The sequence below is a fragment of the Actinosynnema sp. NPDC050801 genome, assembly GCF_040673975.1.
Classification (GTDB): domain Bacteria; phylum Actinomycetota; class Actinomycetes; order Mycobacteriales; family Pseudonocardiaceae; genus Actinosynnema.
The window spans coordinates 177,700-197,317 of record NZ_JBFAQZ010000006.1 but is presented as its reverse complement, the minus strand read 5'-3'; the positions used below and the strand labels follow the sequence as shown (position 1 = coordinate 197,317).

The window sequence follows — 19,618 nt, the reverse complement described above, 5'->3', positions numbered from 1 at the left end:
ACGCGCACATGGACGTCGTCGTCGGCCGAGTGGCCAAGGCGCACGGGATCAGCGGCGAGCTCGCGGTCGACGTGCGCACGGACTCACCCGAGACCCGGTTCGCGCTGGGCTCGGTGCTGGCCGCCAAACTGCGCGACGGCACGTCCCGCAACCTCACCGTCGCAGCCGCCCGGAACCACTCCGGGCGGCTGCTGGTGCGTTTCGAGGAAGTGCTGACCCGTGACGTCGCCGAGACGCTGAGGGGCACGGTGCTGCTCGGCCGCACCGAGGACCTGCCGCCGACCGGCGACCCCGACGAGTTCTACGACCACGAGCTCGAAGGGCTGACCGCCGAGCTGGCCGACGGCACGAAGGTCGGCACCGTGCTGGAGATCGTGCACGGGCCCGGCGGCGAGCTGCTGGTGGTCAAGCGCGAGGACGGCAGCGAGACCCTGGTGCCGTTCGTGCGGGAGATCGTGCCCACGGTGGACATCGCGGGCAAGCGCGTCGTGCTGGACCCGCCCGAGGGCCTGCTCGATGCGGATTGACGTCGTCACGATCTTCCCGGAGTACCTGGACCCGCTGCGCGCCGCCCTGCTGGGCAAGGCGATCGACAAGGGCCTGATCAGCGTCGGCGTGCACGACCTGCGCGACTGGACGCACGACGTGCACAAGGCCGTCGACGACAGCCCGTACGGCGGCGGTCCCGGCATGGTGATGAAGCCCCAGGTGTGGGGTGAGGCGCTGGACGCGGTCTGCACCCCGGCCACCCGCCTGATCGTGCCCACGCCCGCCGGCCGCCCGTTCACCCAGCGGATGGCGCACGACCTGGCCGCCGAGGAGCACCTGGTGTTCGCCTGCGGCCGGTACGAGGGCATCGACCAGCGGGTCGTGGACGACGCGTCCGGCCGGATGCGCGTGGACGAGGTCTCCATCGGCGACTACGTGCTCGTCGGCGGCGAGGTGGCCGTGCTGGTCGTGGTCGAGGCCGTGGTCCGGCTGCTGCCGGGCGTGCTGGGCAACCCCAAGTCGGCCGCCGAGGACTCGTTCTCCGACGGCCTGCTGGAGGGGCCCAGCTACACCCGCCCGGAGGTCTGGCGAGAGCTCGCCGTGCCGGAGGTCCTGCGCTCGGGCAACCACCGGGCGATCGACCGCTGGCGGCGGGACCAGTCGCTGCGCCGCACCCGCGAACGCCGTCCCGAGCTGCTCGACGCCCTGCCCGAGGGCGCGCTGGACAAGCACGACCGCAGGCTGCTCGACGAGCTCGACTAGGGGCGATTTCGTGGTGCCGCCCCTCGTCTGGCACACTGGACAGGTTGCTGCACCCGGTTCTACTCATCCGGCGTGCGCTAGGCCCGCCCCCGCGCGTGTGTGACTTGAGTTCGGCCGCGCCTTGGGGGAGTACGCAATACACGTGAGGACGAGGACGGACCACCGATGAACACCCTGGACGCTCTTGACGCCCAGTCGCTGCGCTCCGACATCCCCAGCTTCCGGCCGGGCGACACGCTGAAGGTCCACGTCCGCGTCATCGAGGGCTCCCGCGAGCGGGTCCAGGTGTTCCAGGGCGTCGTGATCCGCCGGCAGAACGGCGGCATCCGCGAGACCTTCACCGTCCGCAAGGTCTCGTTCGGTGTCGGTGTCGAGCGCACCTTCCCGGTGCACTCCCCGAACATCGCCGAGATCGAGGTCGCCTCCCGCGGCGACGTCCGCCGGGCGAAGCTGTACTACCTCCGCGACCTGCGCGGCAAGGCCGCCAAGATCAAGGAGAAGCGCGACGCCAAGCCGGCCTCCTGACGCCGGGCACACGCGGAACCAGTAGCCTGCCCACGTGGCAGATCCCGTGCACCGCTCCGCTGACGAAGACGGTCAGGATCCCGCAGTCGAGTCCACACCGGACTCGGCTGCGGGCGGCAAGTCGAAGAAGGACAAGAAGAAGCCCCCGCTGTGGCGCGAACTCCTCGTGCTCGGCGCGACGGCCCTCGTCCTCACCATCCTGATCCAGACGTTCCTCGCACGGGTGTACGTGATCCCGTCGCAGTCGATGGAGGAGACCCTCCACGGCTGCCCGGGGTGCAACAACGACCGGGTGCTGGTCGACAAGCTGGTGTACGACTTCACCGACATCGAGCCGGGCGAGGTCGTGGTCTTCCGCGGCCCTGAGACCTGGGGCAACAACGACTTCACGTCCGGCCGCTCGGACAACCCGATCGTGGCGGGCATCCAGTCGGTGGCCTCGCTGGTCGGCCTCGCGCCGCCGGACGAGCGCGACTTCGTGAAGCGGGTCATCGCGGTCGGCGGGCAGACCGTGCAGTGCTGCGACGACCAGCACCGGGTGCTGGTCGACGGCAAGCCGCTGGACGAGCCGTACATCTACTGGCAGCCGGGCACGTCACCGGAGAACCACGACCCGTTCGAGCCGGTCAAGGTTCCCGAAGGCCACCTCTGGGTGATGGGTGACAACCGCACGAACTCCACCGACTCGCGCAAGCAGGGCGGTGGCGGCGTGGCGGGCACCGTGCCGGAGGACAACGTCATCGGCAAGGCGCGGGTCATCGTGCTGCCGCCGTCTCGCTGGCAGGGCATCGGCGACCACGACCCGCAGGCCGTCGCGCTCGGCGCGCCCGCGTGGCAGAGCGCCGTCCCGGCGGGCGCCGGCCTGGCCGCCGCGTGGCCGCTGGTGTTCTTCGGCCGGAAGCTGCGCAGGCGGTTGACCAGGGCCTCACAGGCCTGATCGGTACGCTGACCGGGTGGTGGACGTCGCATCGTCCCGGGGCTCCTCCGACGAGGGCGACCCGGAGCACGAGGAAAAGGTCGAGCAGTGGCGTGCCCGCGCGCGCAAGAAGGCCAAGCGCAAGGGCTCGTTCTGGAAAGAGCTGCCGATCCTGATCGGCGTCGCGGTGCTGCTCGCGGTGCTGATCCAGTCGTTCCTGGCGAAGGTCTACATGATCCCGTCGGAGTCGATGGAGCAGACCTTGCACGGCTGCTCCGACGGCTGCTTCGGCGACCGGGTGCTGGTCGACAAGCTGACCTACGACTTCAGCGAGCCCGAGCCGGGTGACGTGGTCGTCTTCCACGGCCCGGACACCTGGATCAACCAGGACTTCGTGGCCGCCGAGCCGACCAACCCGGTGGCCCGCGCGGTGCAGGGCGTCGGCTCGCTGCTGGGGTTCCCGGCGGCGAACGAGGAGGACTTCGTCAAGCGGGTCATCGCGGTCGGCGGGCAGACCGTGAAGTGCTGCGACGACCGCAACCGGGTGGTGGTCGACGGCAAGCCGCTGGACGAGCCGTACGTGTACTGGGCGCCCGGGCGCAGCACGGTGCAGGAGTCGTTCGCCGAGCTGAAGATCCCCGCGGGCTACCTGTTCGTGCTGGGTGACAACCGCAACGACTCGTGCGACTCGCGGTGCCAGGGCGACGGCCGCGAGGGCGGTCTCGTCCCGGTGGACAACGTGGTGGGCAAGGCGCGGGTGATCGTGCTGCCGCCGTCGCGCTGGCAGGGCGTCGGCGACCACGACCCGCAGGTCGTGGCCATCGGTGCGCCGGCCTGGCAGGACGCCCTGCCCGCCGGTGTCGGGCTGGCGGCGGCCTGGCCGCTGCTCGTGCTCGGCAGGCGGGTGAGGGCGCGGCTGCGCCGTTCGCGGCTGGGATAGGGTCCAGGGGTGATCCGCAAGCCGCCTCGCGTCCAGGTCCGGCAGACCGCGGGCATCTGGGCCTTCGAAGCCGCGCTGGACCGGCGCGGGTTCGGTCCGGTGGCGGGCGTCGACGAGGCCGGGCGTGGCGCGTGCGCGGGACCGCTGGTCGTGGCGTCGTGCGTGCTCAAGCCGGGCGACGCGGCGAAGTTCGACGGGCTCACCGACTCGAAGCTGCTCACCGCCGCCGCGCGGGACCGGATGTACGACCTGGTGCTCAAGCGCGCGCTCGACTACGCGGTGATCGTGATCCCGAACGCCGAGGTCGACCTGCTCGGCGTGCACGTGGCGAACATCGAGGGCATGCGGCGCGCGGTCGCGCAACTGGGCGCGCACCCCGGGTACGTGCTGACCGACGGCTTCCCGGTGCCGGGCCTCACGGCGCCGAACATGCCGGTGGTCAAGGGCGACCGGGTCGCCGCGTGCGTCGCGGCGGCGTCCGTGCTGGCCAAGGTCACCCGGGACCGGATCATGACCGGTCTGCACGGGGAACTGCCCGTCTACGGGTTCGACGTGCACAAGGGCTACAGCACCCCCGAGCACTCCGCCGCGCTGGTGGAACACGGCCCGAGTGCGCAACACCGCTGGTCGTATGCGAATGTGGCCGCCGCGGGGCTCCGGCACGGGTTGGAACCGCCGCACCGGGTGGCGCGCGGCGTGGTCGCGGCCGCCGTGGTCCAGAATGGGTCAACCCCGCAGACCAGCGGTGGCAGGCTCGCGACGAGGAGGGGCGCGGATTCGATGATTACCCGCGCGGAGGCGTAATGAGTGCAGAGGATCTCGAGAAGTACGAGACCGAGATGGAGTTGTCGCTGTACAAGGAGTACCGCGACATCGTCAGCCAGTTCTCGTTCGTCGTGGAGACCGAGCGGCGGTTCTACCTGGCCAACTCGGTGGACGTGCAGGTCCGCAACGCGGACGGCGAGGTCTACTTCGAGGTGCGGATGTCCGACGCGTGGGTGTGGGACATGTACCGCCCCGCCCGCTTCGTGAAGAACGTCCGCGTGATCACCTTCAAGGACGTCAACGTCGAGGAGCTGGACAAGCCCGACCTCAGGCTGCCCGAGGACGGTCCGTTCAACTCCTGATCGCCGCAAGTCGCAGGGGCCTGCCCTAGGGCGGGCCCCTTTGCGTCTCATCGCGCCGATACCACGCGATACCGACAATTCGCCCGGCTCTGTCCACAGCCCCTGAGGTTGTCCACAGTCGGCGAACTCCCGCTCGTCACCCCGCACCACCCCCGGCAAGGTCGAACCGAGACCGAAGCGGCGAAGGGGTGGGGCATGAGCACGGCGACCGATCTGGGCAGGCGTGGCGAGGACGCGGCGTGCCGGTACCTGGAGCACCAGGGGCTGTCGATCCTGGCGCGCAACTGGCGGTGCGACGACGGTGAGCTGGACGTCGTAGCCACCGACGGGGCGCGGTTGGTGGTGGTCGAGGTCAAGTGCCGTTCGGGCACCACCAGGGGGACACCGCTGGAGGCGGTGACGCCGGAGAAGCTGGCCCGGGTGCGCAGGTCGGCGCTGCGCTGGCTCAGCGCGAACCGCCTCGGCCGGGTGGAGATCCGGTTCGACGTGATCTCGATCGAGTGGCCGCCCGCCGGCCGGGTCCGCCTGCACCACCTGCGAGGTGTGTGATGGCGCTCGCGCGCACGTGGTCGGTGGCGTTGTTCGGCGTGGACGGCGTCCCGGTCGAGATCGAGGCCGACGTGGGCGTCGGGACGGTGAAGACCCAGCTCCTGGGCCTGCCCGATGCCGCTCTGCACGAGTCGAAGGACCGCGTGAAGGCGGCCGTGCGCAACAGCGGGCACGACTGGCCGTCGCAACGCGTGACCCTGGGCCTGTCCCCGGCGACCCTGCCGAAGAACGGCTCGGGGTACGACCTCGCCATCGCCTGCGTGGTGCTGGCCGCGGCCCAGGCGATCGAGGCCGGGCGGCTCGCCGACACCGTGCTGCTGGGTGAGCTGGCCCTGGACGGCCGGGTGCGGACCGTCCGAGGTGTCCTGCCCGCCCTGGTGGCCGCCCGGCGTGCGGGTCTGACCGAGGCCGTGGTCCCGGTGGACGCGCTGCCGGAAGCCGCCTTGGTCGAGGGCATGACCGTCCACGGCGCGGCGACCTTGTCCGACGTCCTGGCCTGGCTGTCCGGCGAGGGCGTCCTCCACCACACCACCCCGCCCGCGCTCGCCCCGCCACCGGACGGGCCGGACCTGGCGGACGTCATCGGCCAGCCGGAGGCGCGGTGGGCGCTGGAGGTGGCCGCGGCGGGTGGTCACCACATCCTCCTGACCGGTCCGCCGGGCACGGGCAAGACCATGCTGGCGCAACGCCTGGCGGGCCTGCTGCCGCCGTTGTCGCCGGAGGAGGCCCTGGGTGTCACGGCGGTGCACTCCATCGCCGGCCTGCTCAGCCGCGAGTCGCCACTGGTCTCCACGCCGCCGTTCATCTCGCTGCACCACTCGACGTCGACGGTCGCGCTGATCGGCGGCGGCACCGGCGTCGCGAAGCCGGGGGCGATGAGCCGAGCCCATCGCGGGGTGCTCTTCCTGGACGAGGCGCGGGAGTTCGGCGCGGCGAAGCTGGAGGCGTTGCGCACGGCGTTGGAGGAGGGCGAGGTCCGGCTGGCGCGGCGTGACGGGATCGCCCGCTACCCGGCCAGGTTCCAACTGGTGATGGCGACCAACCCGTGCCCATGCGCGCCGCCGAAGGAGATCGACTGCGTCTGCCTGCCGGCGGCCCGGAGGAGGTACCAGAGCAAGCTCTCGGGCCCGCTGCTGGACCGGGTCGACCTCAGGGTCGTGATGCGCCCCTTGACCGCCATGAGCGGTGCGGAGACAGGGCCACCGGAACCCACGGCCGCCGTCCGCGAGCGGGTGCAGAAGGCCAGGACGAGGGCCACGGAACGTTGGACGGACCACGGCTGGCTGACCAACGCCGAGGTGCCCGGCCCCGTCCTCCGGCGCGAGTACGTCCTGCCCAGGCAGACGACCGCGGTGCTGGACCGGGCCCTGACCACGGGAGCCCTGACCGGCCGGGGCGCCGACCGGTGCCTGCGGGTCGCCTGGACCCTCGCCGACTTGGCGGAGGTCGACCAACCGACAGCGGACCACGTAGCGGCCGCCCTGGAATTCCGAGAGCGCAGGAAGTCATGACCACTCCAACCCGCCTCGACACCCCACCGCCACCGCATCACCAAGCCACCCCAACCACCCCAGAACCCCAACCCACCCGACTTCGACCGACATCCCCCTCCCACCCCGCACCACCCGCTGCCGCACCTCCGACCGCCGCGGCTCCGCCCCCTGCACCGCCCTGCCTCGCAGCAGCCGACCCGACCTCGCCCAACCCGGCACCGCCCGATCTCGCGTTGCCCGGCCCTGCGTTGCCCAACTCCGCACAGCCCGACCTGGGAGCGGTCGGTCGTGTGTCGGCGCACCTCGTCCCGCCGGAGCTGTCGGTGGCCGATCCCGCGTCGCTCGACCCGCTCTCGCGCAACCCCGCAGCGGCCGGCTTTGCGTCGCCCGATCCGGTATCGCCGCACCTCGGACCGCCCGACTCCGCAGCTGTCCGCACTTCGTCGGCCAGGCCGGCGTCCCCTGCACTCGCCGCCGCGCCGGCCGGGGCGGGTCGCGTTCCGGAGACATCGGCTTCGAGTGCGTCCCGGCACGGACCGCCGACAACCTGCGTGACCCACGGCCCGACGGCGCGGACTTCGGCCGGGTTCCCGGTGACCGCTGACCTGCCGGCAGTGGTCGGGGCGGGTGTCGGGCGTAATCGGGACATGGCGTCGGCCGCCACCGCCCGTACCGGGGTGTGCGAATGGTGGCGGTGGTGGTGAGCACCGACGAGATCCGGCTGGCGCGGGCCTATCTCTCCCGGGTTGCCGAACCGCCCGCCGCGGCGCTCGTCCGGTTCGTCGCCGAGGTCGGGCCGGTTCGGGCGGCGGAGTTGGTTCGGGCAGGCGAAGTCCCGGCCGCGGTCGACAGCCAGACCTCCGCGCGGCGGGCGTTGGACCTGGCCGAGCAGGACTTGGAAGCCGCCGCGAAGGTCGGGGGCCGGTTGTTGGTCCCCGAGGACGGCGAGTGGCCCCGGTGGCCCTTCAACGCCCTGGCCATCGCCGCCGCGAACGGCTTGCGGTGCGGGTTGGAGCCCCTGGCGCTGTGGGTTCGGGGCGATGCCGACCTGGCCGCGATCACCGAACGGGCCGTCGCGGTCGTGGGTAGTCGGGCGTCGTCCAGCTACGGGCAGCACGTCGCGGGCGAGTTCGGGTTCGGGTTGGCCGAAGCCGGGGTCACGGTGGTGTCCGGCGCCGCCTACGGGATCGACGGCGCGGCCCACCGGGGTGCCATCACGGCCGGTGGGCTGACGATCGCCGTGCTGGCCTGTGGCATCGACGTCGCCTACCCGGCGGGTCACCGGGCGCTGCTGGAGCGCATCCCGAGCCATGGCCTGCTGGTGAGTGAGTACCCACCAACGCACACCCCCGCCCGGCACCGGTTCCTGACGCGGAACCGGCTCATCGCGGCCCTCGCCGAGGGGACCGTGGTGGTCGAAGCGGGCCGTCGCAGCGGGGCCAAGAACACCGCCGCGTCGACGGCGGCGCTCGGGCGGGTGCTCATGGCGGTTCCCGGGCCCATTACGTCGGTCAGCTCGTCGGGCTGCCACGAACTGCTGCGCTCGGGCATCGCGTTGCCGGTGACCAGCGTCGCCGAGGTCATCGAGTCGACCGGACGGCTCGGCGTCGACCTGGTCGAGGTAACCAGGAACACCGACACGGGCCCACCGCAGGGTGACGCGATGAGGGTCTTCGAGGCGTTGGGCCTGACGTCCGGGTGCAGCCCGGAGGCGATCGCGGTGGAATCCGGAGTCGAACTGGCCCGAGTGCGCGGTTTGCTGCCCCAATTGGAACTAGCCGGTCTCGCCGAACGGTCCGAATCCGGTTGGAAGCGCTCCCAGGAGGGGAGTTGGCGTGGCGATACTTGACCAAGAGCGCTTGAGGGCGGAGCGTCAGGGGCTATGTCCCCGCCGCCGCCCGCCCGGACACGTCGTGTCGACCTGGTTCGCCTGCGTCGCGCGCTGCCCGCGGACGTGGCGGCGTCCCTGGACCGCTACGAACGCCACCTCGCGATGGAACGCGGCCTGTCGCCGCACACCGTTCGCGCGTACCTCGGTGACGTGGTCGCCCTGCTGGTCCACTTAGCCGGCGGCACCCCCGACGACGTGACCGTGGAAGCGATCGACCTGCCCGGGCTGCGGTCGTGGTTGGCCTCCCAGCACTCGGCCGGCGCCGGCCGCACGACGATGGCCCGGCGTGCCGCCTCCGCCCGGACGTTCACCGCGTGGGCCTGCCGCAACGGCCTCCTCCCCACCGACCCGGGCCTTCGGCTCAGCGCACCCAGACCGCACCGAACCCTTCCCGCAGTGCTGCGGGCCGACCAGGCCGGCGCTGCCATGGCCGTTGCCGAACTTGGTGCGGAACAAGGCGATCCGGTTGCGCTGCGTGACCAAGCCGTGGTGGAGTTGCTGTACGCAACAGGTGTCCGGGTCGCCGAGTTGTGCGGTCTCGACCTCGACGACGTGGACTACTCCCAAAGGGTGATTCGGGTTCTGGGCAAGGGAAGTCGCGAACGCACCGTGCCGTTCGGCGTTCCGGCCGAACGCGCTATACGGCGCTGGGTGGAATATGGCCGATCCGCCCTGGTCAACGACCGTTCACACCGTGCACTGCTGCTCGGTGCCCGTGGCGGCAGGCTCGACCCGCGTACCGCCAGGAGAGTTGTCCACGATGTAGTGGGTGCGGTCACGGGAACGGCTGACACCGGTCCCCACGGCCTACGCCATTCCGCGGCCACGCACCTGTTGGAAGGGGGAGCGGACCTGCGCACCGTCCAGGAGCTCCTTGGTCACGCTACGCTCGCAACGACTCAGCTCTACACACACGTCACCGTCGAACGGCTGAAGGCGATCCATGACCGAACCCACCCCCGCTCCTGACGTCGCAGGGGGAGGTTCGCGGACCGCAACCGTGACCTCTCCCTCCGCCGCGCACGTCGGGACCTCGTCGGCGGCGCGCACCCCGGCTGGGACGAACGGTCACCACGTCGGCGAGGAGCCGCTGCGCACGAACGGGTACAGCGGGCCCGCGGTCGTCGGCAGGCCGGCGCACGCGGCGTCCGAGTCGCGCACCGCCGATGACGTGGAAGCCGGGATCATCGCGCTGTGGCACACCTACGGCGAGTCGCGGCTGCAGGGTCTGCGGGACCGCCTCGTGCTGCACTACGCGCCGCTGGTGAAGTACGTCGCGGGCCGGGTCGGCACCGGACTGCCGGCGCACGTCGACGTGGCGGACCTGATCCAGTCCGGCATCTTCGGCCTGGTCGACGCGATCGAGAAGTTCGAGCCCGAGCGCGGCCTGAAGTTCGAGACCTACGCGATGCAGCGGATCCGCGGCGCGATCCTCGACGACCTGCGCTCGCAGGACTGGGTGCCCCGCTCGGTCCGCAGCCGTGCCCGCGACGTCGAACGCGCCCTGGAACGCCTCGGCGGTCGCCTGCAACGCACCCCGACCGACCGCGAGCTCGCCGCCGAGCTGAAGATCGGCCTGGGTGAGCTGCGGGAGCTCTACGCCCAGCTCCAGCTGACCAGCGTGGTGGCGCTGGACGAACTGATCGCCGCCGGCCGCAACACCGGTGGCGCGGGCTCGTCGCTGGCCGAGTCCCTGCCCGACGAGGGCGCGGAGGACCCGATCGCGACCCTGGTCGACCAGGACAGCCGCCGCCAGCTCGCCGACGCGATCGCGCAGCTCGCCGAACGGGACCGCGTCGTGGTCACCCTGTACTACTTCGAGAACCTGACGCTGGCCGAGATCGGCAAGGTCCTCGGCGTCACGGAGTCCCGCGTGTGCCAGCTGCACACCCGAGCGGTGCTGCGCCTGCGCACCAAGCTGAACGAGCAGCTGGAGGCGTAGGCCGGACCTGCCGCCGAGGTTCGGTGCGAAAGGCTTCGCGTGCCGGGTGTCGCCGCTGGTGACAAGTGCGGCAGAGCGGTGAGCAATAGCGGTGAGAGATGCGGTAACCAAGGTGGCAGTCGGTTTGGCCGGCGGCGTGCGGGTGCTGGGTGCGGGGATCTGGCGGGTCGGGATTCAGGTGGGTCGGGATTCAAGCGGCTGGGTCGAGCGGCTGGGTCAGGTGGCTGGGTCACGTGGCTGGGCGCGGCTGAGCGGTGTGCTCGCTCGAACAGGGACGCGGGCTCGGCGGGTTGATGCCCCGCCCGGGTGGGCGGCGGGCCGGGTCGGGGGTTGGGGTTGCTCGGTGACGGATCAGCCGTGGGTTGGCCTGGGCAGCAGGCGGACGCGGCCGTTGGTCAGCAGGTGCAGCGGGTCGAGGTACGCGCGGGACTTCGGTGGGGTCGTGCGGACGGCGCCCCAGTGGAGGCAGGCCTCCTCCGGGCAGCCCTCGTGACCTGCGCGCAGGGTGCCGATGCGGTCCCCTCGGCGTACCGGCTGGCCTCGGCGGACGGTGGGGTCCACCGGCTCGTACGTGGTCCGCAAGCCGCCCTGGTGCAGCAGGGACACCACCGTGCGGTCGGCCACCGGGCCCGCGTGCACGACCACCGCGTCCCCCGCGGCCAGGACCGGGGCGCCGGGCGGTGCCGCCAGGTCCACGCCGCGGTGGCCGGCGGCGTACTGCGTCGCCGGGGATTCGAAGGCGCGGACCACCTGGTGCGGTGGCGCCAGGGGCCAGGCGTAGCGCGGCGGGCGGGACGCCTGGGCGGGTGCGGCGACCAGGACCAGGGGTAGGGTCGGCAACGCTGTCAAGGCCAGGACCAGCAGTGTTCGCATGGTGGGAGTCACGGGTCCAGCGTTCCGGCGCGGACCGGGGGCTACCAGTGGGTTCTCCGGAACTGTGGACAACTCGGAGGGCTGTGGACAACTCCGGGCCCGGTTCGTGGTTCCCGGCCCCACCGGCGTACACTCGGTGCGCGGCCCGTGTGACTGCGGGGCGACTTCGCGTGCCAATGCAGATTCGACCGGTTTTCGGTGTGGTCGAGTCACGGCGTCCGGCGGTCCTGAGGCGACACGTCCTCCGGTTCGGACGGCGGCAGGGGCACCAGGGCGGCGGTCCGACCCGGCCCGCCGCGACGAACCGGAACGCGCGCCGGCCTCCCGCCAGGCGCGCCTGAACGAAGAGGTGCGAACCCGGCCATGGCCGTCGTCACCATGAAGCAGCTGCTCGACAGCGGCGTGCACTTCGGGCACCAGACCCGCCGCTGGAACCCGAAGATGAAGCGCTACATCTTCACCGAGCGCAACGGCATCTACATCATCGACCTCCAGCAGACGCTGACCTACATCGACCGGGCTTACGAGTTCGTCCGGGAAACGGTCGCGCACGGTGGGTCGATCCTGTTCATCGGCACCAAGAAGCAGGCGCAGGAGGCCATCGCCAACGAGGCCCTCCGCGTCGGCATGCCCTTCGTGAACCAGCGGTGGCTGGGCGGCATGCTCACCAACTTCTCCACGGTGCACAAGCGCCTCCAGCGGCTCAAGGAGCTGGAGTCGATGGAGCAGACCGGCGGTTTCCAGGGTTTCACCAAGAAGGAAATCCTGATGATGAACCGCGAGAAGGACAAGCTGGAGCGCACGCTCGGCGGTATCCGCGACATGTCCAAGGTGCCCAGCGCCGTGTGGATCGTGGACACCAAGAAGGAGCACATCGCCGTCGGCGAGGCGCGCAAGCTGAACATCCCGATCGTGGCGATCCTCGACACGAACTGCGACCCGGACGAGGTCGACTACCCGATCCCGGGCAACGACGACGCGATCCGGTCCGCCGCGCTGCTGACCAAGGTGGTGGCCGAGGCCGCCGCCGCCGGTCTGATGGCGCGCTCCGGCGCCCGCACCCAGGCCGCCGACGGCGCTGACAAGCCCGAGCCGGGCCAGGACGAGCCGCTGGCCGAGTGGGAGCAGGAGCTGCTGGTCGGCGCCGACGCGCCCGCCGCGCCTGCTGCCGCCGCCGACGCCCCCGCTGCCGAGGCGCCCGCCGCCGAGGGCACCGAGGCCGTCCAGTCCTGATCTGCGCGCACGCCGCGCCTGCCTGATCACGGCGGGCGCGGCGTGCGCACAGCACCAGCACTGACCAGCTCGAGACCGCACCACCCCAGCGCGTAAACGCGTCGGCGAGCGAAGCCGACGACCAGACCGCAGAAGGAACGGAAATCGCACGATGGCGAACTACACCGCCGCTGACGTGAAGCGCCTCCGCGAGCTGACCGCCGCGGGCATGATGGCCTGCAAGAAGGCGCTCGAGGAGACCGACGGCGACTTCGACAAGGCGGTCGAGCTCCTGCGCATCAAGGGTGCGAAGGACGTCGACAAGCGCGCCGAGCGCACGACCTCCAACGGCCTGGTCGTGGCCGAGGACGGCGTGATGATCGAGCTGCGCTGCGAGACGGACTTCGTCGCCAAGAACGCCGACTTCCAGGAGCTGGCCTCCCGGATCGTCGCGGTCGCCAAGGCCACCCGTCCGGCGGACGCCGAGGCCCTCAAGGCCGCCGAGCTCGACGGCAAGAGCATCGACGCGGTCGTCCAGGAGTTCTCCGCCAAGATCGGCGAGAAGCTGGAGCTGGCCAAGGTCGCCGTCTTCGACGGCACCGTGACCACCTACCTGCACCGCCGTGCCGCCGACCTGCCGCCCGCCGTCGGCGTGGTGGTCGAGTACACCGGCGACAACGAGGACGCCGCCCGCGGCGCCGCGATGCAGATCGCCGCGATGCGTCCCCGCTACCTCACCCGCGACGAGGTCCCCGCGGACGTGGTGGCCAACGAGCGCCACATCGCCGAGGAGACCGCTCGCGAGGAGGGCAAGCCGGAGGCGGCGCTGTCCAAGATCGTCGAGGGTCGCGTGAACGGCTTCTTCAAGGACGTCGTGCTCCTGGAGCAGTCGTCCGTGACGGAGTCCAAGAAGACCGTCAAGGCCGTGCTGGACGAGGCCGGGGTCACCGTGACCCGCTTCGCCCGGTTCGAGGTCGGCCAGGCCTGATTCGCGTGAGGGCGGGGTTGCGAGCAGACGTCGCGACCCCGCCCTTGCCGTGTCCAGAGGAGTACCTGTGAGCGCAGAGGTAGATCACCCGAAAGCGGATCACGCCGACGACGAGCCCATCCACGGCTACCGCCGGGTGATGCTCAAGCTGGGCGGCGAGATGTTCGGCGGCGGCGGTGTCGGCGTCGACCCCGACGTCGTGCAGACCGTCTCGCGCCAGATCGCCGCGGTCGTCCGGACCGGGGTCCAGGTCGCGGTCGTCATCGGCGGCGGCAACTTCTTCCGCGGCGCCGAGTTGCAGCAGCGCGGCATGGACCGCAGCCGCGCCGACTACATGGGCATGCTCGGCACCGTGATGAACTGCCTCGCCCTGCAGGACTTCCTGGAGCGCGAGCACGGCATCGAGACCCGGGTGCAGACCGCCATCACGATGGGCCAGATCGCCGAGTCCTACATCCCCCGCCGGGCCATGCGGCACCTCGACAAGGGGCGCGTGGTGATCTTCGGCGGCGGCGCCGGCATGCCGTACTTCTCCACCGACACCACCGCCGCGCAGCGCGCGCTGGAGATCGGTTGCGAGGTCGTGCTGATGGCCAAGGCCGTGGACGGCGTCTACACCGCGGATCCCAAGATCGACCCGGACGCGCAGATGTTCGACAACATCACCCACCGGGAAGTGCTCGAACGCGGCCTGAACGTCGCCGACGCGACCGCGTTCAGCCTGTGCATGGACAACAACATGCCGATCATGGTCTTCAACCTGCTCACCGAGGGGAACATCGCGCGAGCCGTGCGTGGTGAGAAGATCGGCACACTGGTGAGCACCCCCGGTGGTCGCCCGTCCTTCTAGACCTGCTGGGATTCGAGCCGAACTGCGCACACCAAGGGAGTCAGTCGTGATTGACGAGACCCTCCTCGACGCCGAGGAGAAGATGGAAAAAGCGGTGTCCGTGGCGAAGGAGGACCTGGCCGCGGTGCGCACCGGCCGTGCCAACCCCTCGATGTTCTCCCGCATCGTGGTGGAGTACTACGGTTCGCCCACCCCGCTGAACCAGCTCGCCAGCGTCGCCATCCCGGAGGCGCGCATGGCGGTGATCAAGCCCTACGACGCCACCCAGCTCAACGCGGTCGAGAAGGCCATCCGCGACTCCGACCTGGGCGTGAACCCCAGCAACGACGGCTCGATCATCCGCGTGGTGATCCCGCAGCTGTCCGAGGAACGCCGCCGCGAGATGGTCAAGGTCGCCAAGGGCAAGGGCGAGGACGCCAAGGTGTCCATCCGCAACATCCGCCGCAAGGCCAAGGAAGAGCTGGACCGCCTGGTCAAGGACGGCGAGGTCGGCGAGGACGACGGCACCAGGGCCGAGAAGGAACTGGAGAACGTCACCCACCGCTACGTCGCCCAGATCGAAGAGCTGGTCAAGCACAAGGAAGCCGAACTGCTAGAGGTCTAGGTGGTCACGTCGGGTTCGGCGGGTCGGGTCACCGGCCGCACGCGTTGCTTGGCCGGTGGACGGTCGTGATAGGAGCACAACAGGTGTCAGGCGGCGGTGACCAGGGCGCGCCGGAGAAGAGCGCGTCACGCGCGGGGCGCAACCTGCCCGCGGCCATCGCCGTGGGCGTCGGCCTCGGTGCGGTCATCCTCGTCGCGCTGCTGACGGTGCGCGAGCTGTTCGTCGGCGTCGTCGCGGTCGCGGTCGGCGTCTCGATGTACGAGCTCACAGGCGCGTTGCGGCGTGGCGCGGGCATCCGGGTGGCGCTGCTGCCCGTGCTGGTGGGCGGGCAGGCCGTGGTGTGGCTGGCCTGGCCGTACGAGCGCGGCGGCGTGCTCGGCGCGTTCGTGGTGACGATCCTGGTGTGCCTGATCTGGCGGCTCAAGGACGGCGCGGACGGCTACCTGCGTGACGTCACCGCGTCCATCTTCACGGTCGCCTACGTGGCCGTGTTCGCGTCCTTCGCGGTCATGCTGGTCGTGCCGGACGACGGCGTGTTCCGCGTCCTGGCGTTCCTGATCGGCGTCGTGCTGTCCGACACCGGCGGCTACGTGGCCGGCGTGCTGTTCGGCAAGCACCCGATGGCCCCCACCATCAGCCCCAAGAAGTCCTGGGAGGGCTTCGCGGGCTCGATGGTGGCGGGCATGGCCGGTGGCGCGCTGACCGTCGGCATGATGCTGGACGGCCAGTGGTGGCAGGGCGTGCTGTTCGGCGCGGCCCTGGTCGTCACCGCCACCGCGGGCGACCTGGTCGAGTCGCTGATCAAGCGCGACCTCGGGATCAAGGACATGGGCACGCTCCTGCCCGGTCACGGCGGCCTGATGGACCGGATGGACTCGCTGCTGCCCTCGGCCGTCGTCGCCTGGCTGCTCCTACACGTATTCGTGTAGTGCCGACCCGCACAACGCGAGGTCGCGTCGATCGTTCGTGACTCATTTCCCGGCGATCACGCTCTTCGGTCGTCGGGAAATCAGGCGCGAACGGTCGACTTCCAGGCGACCGAGCCGCCATCTGCGGAGCAGGGGCCAATTAGTCGTCGTAGGGGTCGTCTACTCGACTGTCGGTGTCTTCCTCTTCCGACAGCGGGGTGGTGCGGGAGGGGTCGATCACCGAGAACACGGCGCCCGTGTGGTCGGCCACGACGGTGATCCGGCCGAACGGCGTGTCGTACGGCTCCACGGTGACGCGTCCGCCCAGCTCCAGGACCCTGGAGGCGGCGGAGTCCGTGCCGATCTCCGGCGCCGCGGTGAAGTAGACCATCCAGTGCGCCGGGGTGTCCGGCGCGAACGCCCGGCCCATCCGCTGACGCCCGAGCACGGTGTGGCCGTGGACGCCCCAGATCGTGTAGTCGACCGCCTGACCGTCACCGATCTGGGTGATCTCGTACCCGCACAGCTCGCCGAAGAACTCGTCCGCGGCCTGCCCGTCACGCGTGTTCAGCTCGGCCCACGCGTACGCGCCGTGCCCATCGGTGCCGAACACCCAATCGGGTGGAACGTGTCGGAACCCGACCACCGCCCCCGTGGGGTCGGCGAGCACGGTCACGGTGTCCGACGGCTCACCGAGCACCACCCCGCCCAACGCGTGCGCCTTCTCGGCGGTGGCCCGGGCGTGCGGCGTGTTCAGGTACAGCGTCCACGCGCTCGGCTCGGCGGCGACCACCAACTCGGCCACCGGCAAGCCGTCCACCAGCGCGATCGTGCTGCCGCCCGAGTCCGAGAAGTACCAGCCGAACAGGCCCGCGTAGAAGTCGGTCGTGGCCTGGAGGTCCGTGGTGGCGATGTCGACCCAGCACGGTGCGCCGTGGTGCAACTCGGCCAAAGCGGGAGAATTGGGGACGATCGACACCTGATACCTCCTGCCAGCCGCCTATTCGATCACGCTACGGCTCTAGAGTCGTTCCGTGAAGGGATTCGTCCGCGCCGCGTTGGCCGCCGTGCGCCCCGTCGACGTGCTGCCGAGCCCGAACATCTGGCACTGGCCGGAGGTCTACGAGGTCGAGAACCGCGCCCAGGACGTCGACGGAGCCATCTGGGACACGCTGCGCGAGGAGTGCGACTGGGCCGGGCGGGACGTGGTCGACGTCGGCTGCGGTGACGGGTTCCACCTGCCGGTCTTCGCCCGGGAGGCGCGCTCGGTCATCGGTGTCGAGCCGCACCCGCCGCTGGTGCGGCGTGCCCGGGCACGGGTGGCCGAGGTGCCGAACGCCGAGGCGGTGGCCGGCCCCGCGCAACGCCTGCCGCTGCGCGACGCGACCGCCGACCTGGTGCACGCGCGCACGGCGTACTTCTTCGGCCCCGGCTGCGAGCCGGGCATCCACGAGGCCGAACGGGTGCTGCGGCCCGGCGGCGCGCTCGCGATCGTGGACCTCGACGGCCTCGCCGAGCCGTACGGGCCGTGGCTGTGCGCCGACGAACCCCGCTACAACCCGGTGGACGTGGAGCGGTTCTTCGCCGCTCAGGGGTTCTCGTTGCGGCGCGTGCGCGCGCTCTGGCGGTTCGAACGGCGTGCGGACCTGGAGGCCGTGCTGCGCATCGAGTTCTCCGAGGCGATCGCGGAGAAAGCCCTCGCGTACACGCCCGGCCTGTCGTTCGAGGTCGGCTACCGCCTGCACGTGAGGCGCAAACCGGCCGGCATCGTGCTGCCCTGAGAACGCTCACATAGGATTCGGACCGTGGAGAACAGGAACGCGGGCAGGGTCGGTCGGCAGGTCGGCGTCGTGGGGCTCGGCTGCTGGCAGCTGGGCGCGGACTGGGGCCAGGTCGAGGAGTCCGACGCGCTGGCGGTGCTGCACGCCGCCGCCGACACCGGGGTGAACTTCTTCGACACCGCCGACGTCTACGGCGACGGCCGCAGCGAGACCTTGATCGGCAAGTTCCTGCGCGAGCGCGGCGACGCGGGCATCACGGTGGCCACCAAGATGGGCCGCCGGGTCGAGCAGACGCCGGAGAACTACACCCGCGCCAACTTCCTGGCCTGGAACGACCGGTCGCGCGCCAACCTGGGCGTCGACACGCTCGACCTCGTGCAGCTGCACTGCCCGCCGACCCCGGTCTACTCGACCGACGAGGTGTTCGACACGCTCGACGAGATGGTGCGGACCGAGCGGATCGCCGCGTACGGCGTGAGCGTGGAGACCGTCGAGGAGGCGCTGACCGCCATCGCCCGACCGGGCGTCGCGAGCGTCCAGATCATCCTGAACGCGCTGCGGCTCAAGCCGTTGGAGCGGGTGCTGCCCGCGGCGGCGGAGGCGGGCGTGGCGATCATCGCCCGCGTTCCGCTCGCCTCGGGGCTGCTGTCGGGCAAGTACAGCGCGTCGACCACGTTCGGCGCCGACGACCACCGCAACTACAACCGCAACGGTGACGCGTTCGACGTCGGCGAGACGTTCTCCGGCGTGCCGTTCGAGGTCGGTTTGCAGGCGGTCGAGCGACTGCGGCCCCTGGTGCCCGCCGGTGCGACCATGGCGCAGTTCGCGCTGCGGTGGATCGTGGACCAGCCCGGTGTCACCGTGGTCATCCCCGGCGCCCGCAACGCCGAGCAGGCTCGCGCCAACTCGGCCGCCGCGGACCTCGCCCCGCTGTCGGCGCAGGCCCAGGACGAGGTGCGCGCGGTGTACGACGAGCTGATCCGGCCGCTGGTCCACGACCGCTGGTAGGTCAGCCCTCCGGGTTGTCCTCTTCGACGTCGAACTCGCCGAGGATCGCGTACAGCTTGCGGCGGGCCTCACCGAGCACCTCGACGGCCCGCGCCTGCTGCTCCCGCGTGCCCGCGTGCGCCATCTGCTGCATCGCCGCGCCGAGGTGGCGCGCGGACGTGCGCAGCTTCGCCGCGTGCGCGTCGAGGTCGTCGTTGACCTGCTGCCACGGCGGCACGCCTTCGAGCTTGGCGGCCTCCGCCCGACCGGTCTCGGTCAGCGTGAACAGCTTCTTGCCGCCCGCCTCCTCGGTGGAGGCGACGAGGCCCTCGTCGGCCAGCATCTGCAGGGTCGGGTAGACCGAACCCGGGCTGGGCCGCCAGAGGCCGTCGGTGCGGCGGCCGATCTCCTGGATCATCTCGTAGCCGTGCATGGGGCGTTCGCCGAGCAGCGTGAGCACCGCCGCGCGGACGTTGCCCTTGGGCTGCCTGCCGCCGCGACCCCTGCCCCGGCCCCGGCCGGGACCGAAGAAGCCCGGCGGCTCCGGCGGCACCACCGGGGGACCGGGGAACGGGCCGCCGCGGTCGAAACCGCCGCCGAAGCCGTGCCCCGGGCCGCCGAAGTCGTGCTCGCGGTGATGCCTGTGCTCGCGGTGCCCGTGTCCGTGATTGCGTTCGTGGTTGAACATCTCTACTCCTTGTTCCGATCGGTTGCGACGTGTCGACGATATATCGGAACGTATCGCGATGCAACGGTGATGCCGATAACGGTGGGGGTGTCC

22 protein-coding genes are annotated in these 19,618 nt (G+C 71.1%); 19 read left to right on the top strand and 3 right to left on the bottom strand.

Annotated features, from left to right (window positions below; genetic code table 11):
• Positions 1-8 precede the first annotated feature (8 nt).
• The 12 genes from rimM (at position 9) to AB0K14_RS15910 (ending at position 10,634) form a co-directional block, all read left to right on the top strand.
• Complete coding sequence (rimM, locus tag AB0K14_RS15965) at positions 9-527, top strand: ribosome maturation factor RimM (RefSeq protein WP_360447239.1); 519 nt, start codon at positions 9-11, stop codon at positions 525-527.
• Complete coding sequence (trmD, locus tag AB0K14_RS15960) at positions 517-1,251, top strand: tRNA (guanosine(37)-N1)-methyltransferase TrmD (RefSeq protein ID WP_360447241.1); 735 nt, start codon at positions 517-519, stop codon at positions 1,249-1,251. Before rimM ends, trmD begins: the two co-directional genes overlap by 11 nt.
• A gap of 165 nt (positions 1,252-1,416) precedes the next feature.
• Entirely contained in the window at positions 1,417-1,776 is a 360-nt protein-coding gene (gene rplS / locus AB0K14_RS15955) for a 50S ribosomal protein L19 (RefSeq protein WP_053720493.1), read from the top strand.
• Between the two features lie 34 nt (positions 1,777-1,810).
• On the top strand, positions 1,811-2,713 hold the full coding sequence (lepB, locus tag AB0K14_RS15950; RefSeq protein ID WP_360447244.1) for a signal peptidase I: 903 nt from the start codon (positions 1,811-1,813) through the stop codon (positions 2,711-2,713).
• A 16-nt stretch (positions 2,714-2,729) separates the two neighbouring features.
• A complete protein-coding gene (gene lepB / locus AB0K14_RS15945) occupies positions 2,730-3,632 on the top strand; it encodes a signal peptidase I (RefSeq protein ID WP_360447246.1) in 903 nt (300 codons plus the stop codon).
• Positions 3,633-3,641: 9 nt separating this feature from the next.
• Complete coding sequence (locus AB0K14_RS15940) at positions 3,642-4,436, top strand: ribonuclease HII (protein WP_360447248.1); 795 nt, start codon at positions 3,642-3,644, stop codon at positions 4,434-4,436.
• Positions 4,436-4,759 carry a DUF2469 domain-containing protein gene (locus AB0K14_RS15935; protein ID WP_015104440.1) on the top strand — a complete coding sequence of 108 codons (324 nt, stop codon included), beginning with the start codon at positions 4,436-4,438 and terminating at the stop codon, positions 4,757-4,759. Before AB0K14_RS15940 ends, AB0K14_RS15935 begins: the two co-directional genes overlap by 1 nt.
• A gap of 195 nt (positions 4,760-4,954) precedes the next feature.
• A complete protein-coding gene (locus AB0K14_RS15930; protein ID WP_360447250.1) occupies positions 4,955-5,308 on the top strand; it encodes a YraN family protein in 354 nt (117 codons plus the stop codon).
• A complete protein-coding gene (locus tag AB0K14_RS15925) occupies positions 5,308-6,819 on the top strand; it encodes a YifB family Mg chelatase-like AAA ATPase (protein WP_360447252.1) in 1,512 nt (503 codons plus the stop codon). The genes AB0K14_RS15930 and AB0K14_RS15925 overlap by 1 nt, the downstream gene beginning before the upstream one ends.
• 667 nt (positions 6,820-7,486) lie before the next feature.
• Complete coding sequence (gene dprA, locus AB0K14_RS15920; protein ID WP_360447254.1) at positions 7,487-8,650, top strand: DNA-processing protein DprA; 1,164 nt, start codon at positions 7,487-7,489, stop codon at positions 8,648-8,650.
• 33 nt (positions 8,651-8,683) lie between these two features.
• On the top strand, positions 8,684-9,661 hold the full coding sequence (locus AB0K14_RS15915; protein ID WP_360447256.1) for a tyrosine recombinase XerC: 978 nt from the start codon (positions 8,684-8,686) through the stop codon (positions 9,659-9,661).
• Positions 9,636-10,634, top strand: a complete 999-nt coding sequence (locus tag AB0K14_RS15910) for a FliA/WhiG family RNA polymerase sigma factor (RefSeq protein WP_360447258.1) — start codon at positions 9,636-9,638, stop codon at positions 10,632-10,634. The genes AB0K14_RS15915 and AB0K14_RS15910 overlap by 26 nt, the downstream gene beginning before the upstream one ends.
• 351 nt (positions 10,635-10,985) lie before the next feature.
• On the opposite strand, the gene AB0K14_RS15905 is transcribed toward AB0K14_RS15910, so the two are convergent.
• On the bottom strand, positions 10,986-11,519 hold the full coding sequence (locus AB0K14_RS15905) for a M23 family metallopeptidase (protein ID WP_360447260.1): 534 nt from the start codon (positions 11,517-11,519) through the stop codon (positions 10,986-10,988).
• Positions 11,520-11,870: 351 nt separating this feature from the next.
• Between AB0K14_RS15905 and rpsB the strand changes: the two genes are divergently transcribed.
• From rpsB to AB0K14_RS15880, 5 genes are all read left to right on the top strand, one after another.
• On the top strand, positions 11,871-12,740 hold the full coding sequence (gene rpsB, locus AB0K14_RS15900) for a 30S ribosomal protein S2 (RefSeq protein ID WP_360447262.1): 870 nt from the start codon (positions 11,871-11,873) through the stop codon (positions 12,738-12,740).
• A 151-nt stretch (positions 12,741-12,891) separates the two neighbouring features.
• Complete coding sequence (tsf, locus tag AB0K14_RS15895) at positions 12,892-13,707, top strand: translation elongation factor Ts (protein WP_360447264.1); 816 nt, start codon at positions 12,892-12,894, stop codon at positions 13,705-13,707.
• Between the two features lie 139 nt (positions 13,708-13,846).
• Positions 13,847-14,557, top strand: a complete 711-nt coding sequence (pyrH, locus tag AB0K14_RS15890; RefSeq protein ID WP_236595242.1) for a UMP kinase — start codon at positions 13,847-13,849, stop codon at positions 14,555-14,557.
• Positions 14,558-14,603: 46 nt separating this feature from the next.
• A complete protein-coding gene (gene frr, locus AB0K14_RS15885; protein WP_053721506.1) occupies positions 14,604-15,161 on the top strand; it encodes a ribosome recycling factor in 558 nt (185 codons plus the stop codon).
• A gap of 83 nt (positions 15,162-15,244) precedes the next feature.
• A complete protein-coding gene (locus AB0K14_RS15880) occupies positions 15,245-16,090 on the top strand; it encodes a phosphatidate cytidylyltransferase (protein WP_360447266.1) in 846 nt (281 codons plus the stop codon).
• 139 nt (positions 16,091-16,229) lie between these two features.
• Here AB0K14_RS15880 and AB0K14_RS15875 read toward each other — a convergent pair whose 3' ends face one another.
• Entirely contained in the window at positions 16,230-17,048 is an 819-nt protein-coding gene (locus AB0K14_RS15875; RefSeq protein ID WP_360447268.1) for a VOC family protein, read from the bottom strand.
• Between the two features lie 55 nt (positions 17,049-17,103).
• Here AB0K14_RS15875 and AB0K14_RS15870 point away from each other — a divergent pair, with 55 nt between their 5' ends.
• Together AB0K14_RS15870 and AB0K14_RS15865 are read left to right on the top strand one after the other, a co-directional pair.
• Positions 17,104-17,850, top strand: coding sequence for a class I SAM-dependent methyltransferase (locus AB0K14_RS15870; RefSeq protein ID WP_360447270.1), 747 nt, complete (start codon positions 17,104-17,106; stop codon positions 17,848-17,850).
• A gap of 24 nt (positions 17,851-17,874) precedes the next feature.
• Positions 17,875-18,858: an aldo/keto reductase gene (locus AB0K14_RS15865; protein ID WP_360447272.1), complete on the top strand. Its 984-nt coding sequence runs from the start codon at positions 17,875-17,877 to the stop codon at positions 18,856-18,858.
• A gap of 1 nt (position 18,859) precedes the next feature.
• Here AB0K14_RS15865 and AB0K14_RS15860 read toward each other — a convergent pair whose 3' ends face one another.
• Positions 18,860-19,525 (bottom strand): PadR family transcriptional regulator, encoded by a 666-nt coding sequence (locus AB0K14_RS15860; RefSeq protein WP_360447274.1) that lies wholly within the window; start codon positions 19,523-19,525, stop codon positions 18,860-18,862.
• Positions 19,526-19,618 lie beyond the last annotated feature (93 nt).

Excerpts from the sequence above, each read along its gene's own strand:
- AB0K14_RS15935 (WP_015104440.1), top strand. The coding sequence starts at position 4,436 with ATGAGTGCAGAGGATCTCGAGAAGTACGAGACCGAGATGGAGTTGTCG.
- rpsB (WP_360447262.1), top strand. The coding sequence starts at position 11,871 with ATGGCCGTCGTCACCATGAAGCAGCTGCTCGACAGCGGCGTGCACTTC.
- rplS (WP_053720493.1), top strand. The coding sequence starts at position 1,417 with ATGAACACCCTGGACGCTCTTGACGCCCAGTCGCTGCGCTCCGACATC.
- AB0K14_RS15860 (WP_360447274.1), bottom strand. The coding sequence starts at position 19,525 with ATGTTCAACCACGAACGCAATCACGGACACGGGCACCGCGAGCACAGG.
- AB0K14_RS15910 (WP_360447258.1), top strand. The coding sequence starts at position 9,636 with ATGACCGAACCCACCCCCGCTCCTGACGTCGCAGGGGGAGGTTCGCGG.
- tsf (WP_360447264.1), top strand. The coding sequence starts at position 12,892 with ATGGCGAACTACACCGCCGCTGACGTGAAGCGCCTCCGCGAGCTGACC.
- pyrH (WP_236595242.1), top strand. The coding sequence starts at position 13,847 with ATGCTCAAGCTGGGCGGCGAGATGTTCGGCGGCGGCGGTGTCGGCGTC.
- AB0K14_RS15930 (WP_360447250.1), top strand. The coding sequence starts at position 4,955 with ATGAGCACGGCGACCGATCTGGGCAGGCGTGGCGAGGACGCGGCGTGC.
- AB0K14_RS15915 (WP_360447256.1), top strand. The coding sequence starts at position 8,684 with ATGTCCCCGCCGCCGCCCGCCCGGACACGTCGTGTCGACCTGGTTCGC.
- trmD (WP_360447241.1), top strand. The coding sequence starts at position 517 with ATGCGGATTGACGTCGTCACGATCTTCCCGGAGTACCTGGACCCGCTG.
- rimM (WP_360447239.1), top strand. The coding sequence starts at position 9 with ATGGACGTCGTCGTCGGCCGAGTGGCCAAGGCGCACGGGATCAGCGGC.
- dprA (WP_360447254.1), top strand. The coding sequence starts at position 7,487 with ATGGTGGCGGTGGTGGTGAGCACCGACGAGATCCGGCTGGCGCGGGCC.
- AB0K14_RS15925 (WP_360447252.1), top strand. The coding sequence starts at position 5,308 with ATGGCGCTCGCGCGCACGTGGTCGGTGGCGTTGTTCGGCGTGGACGGC.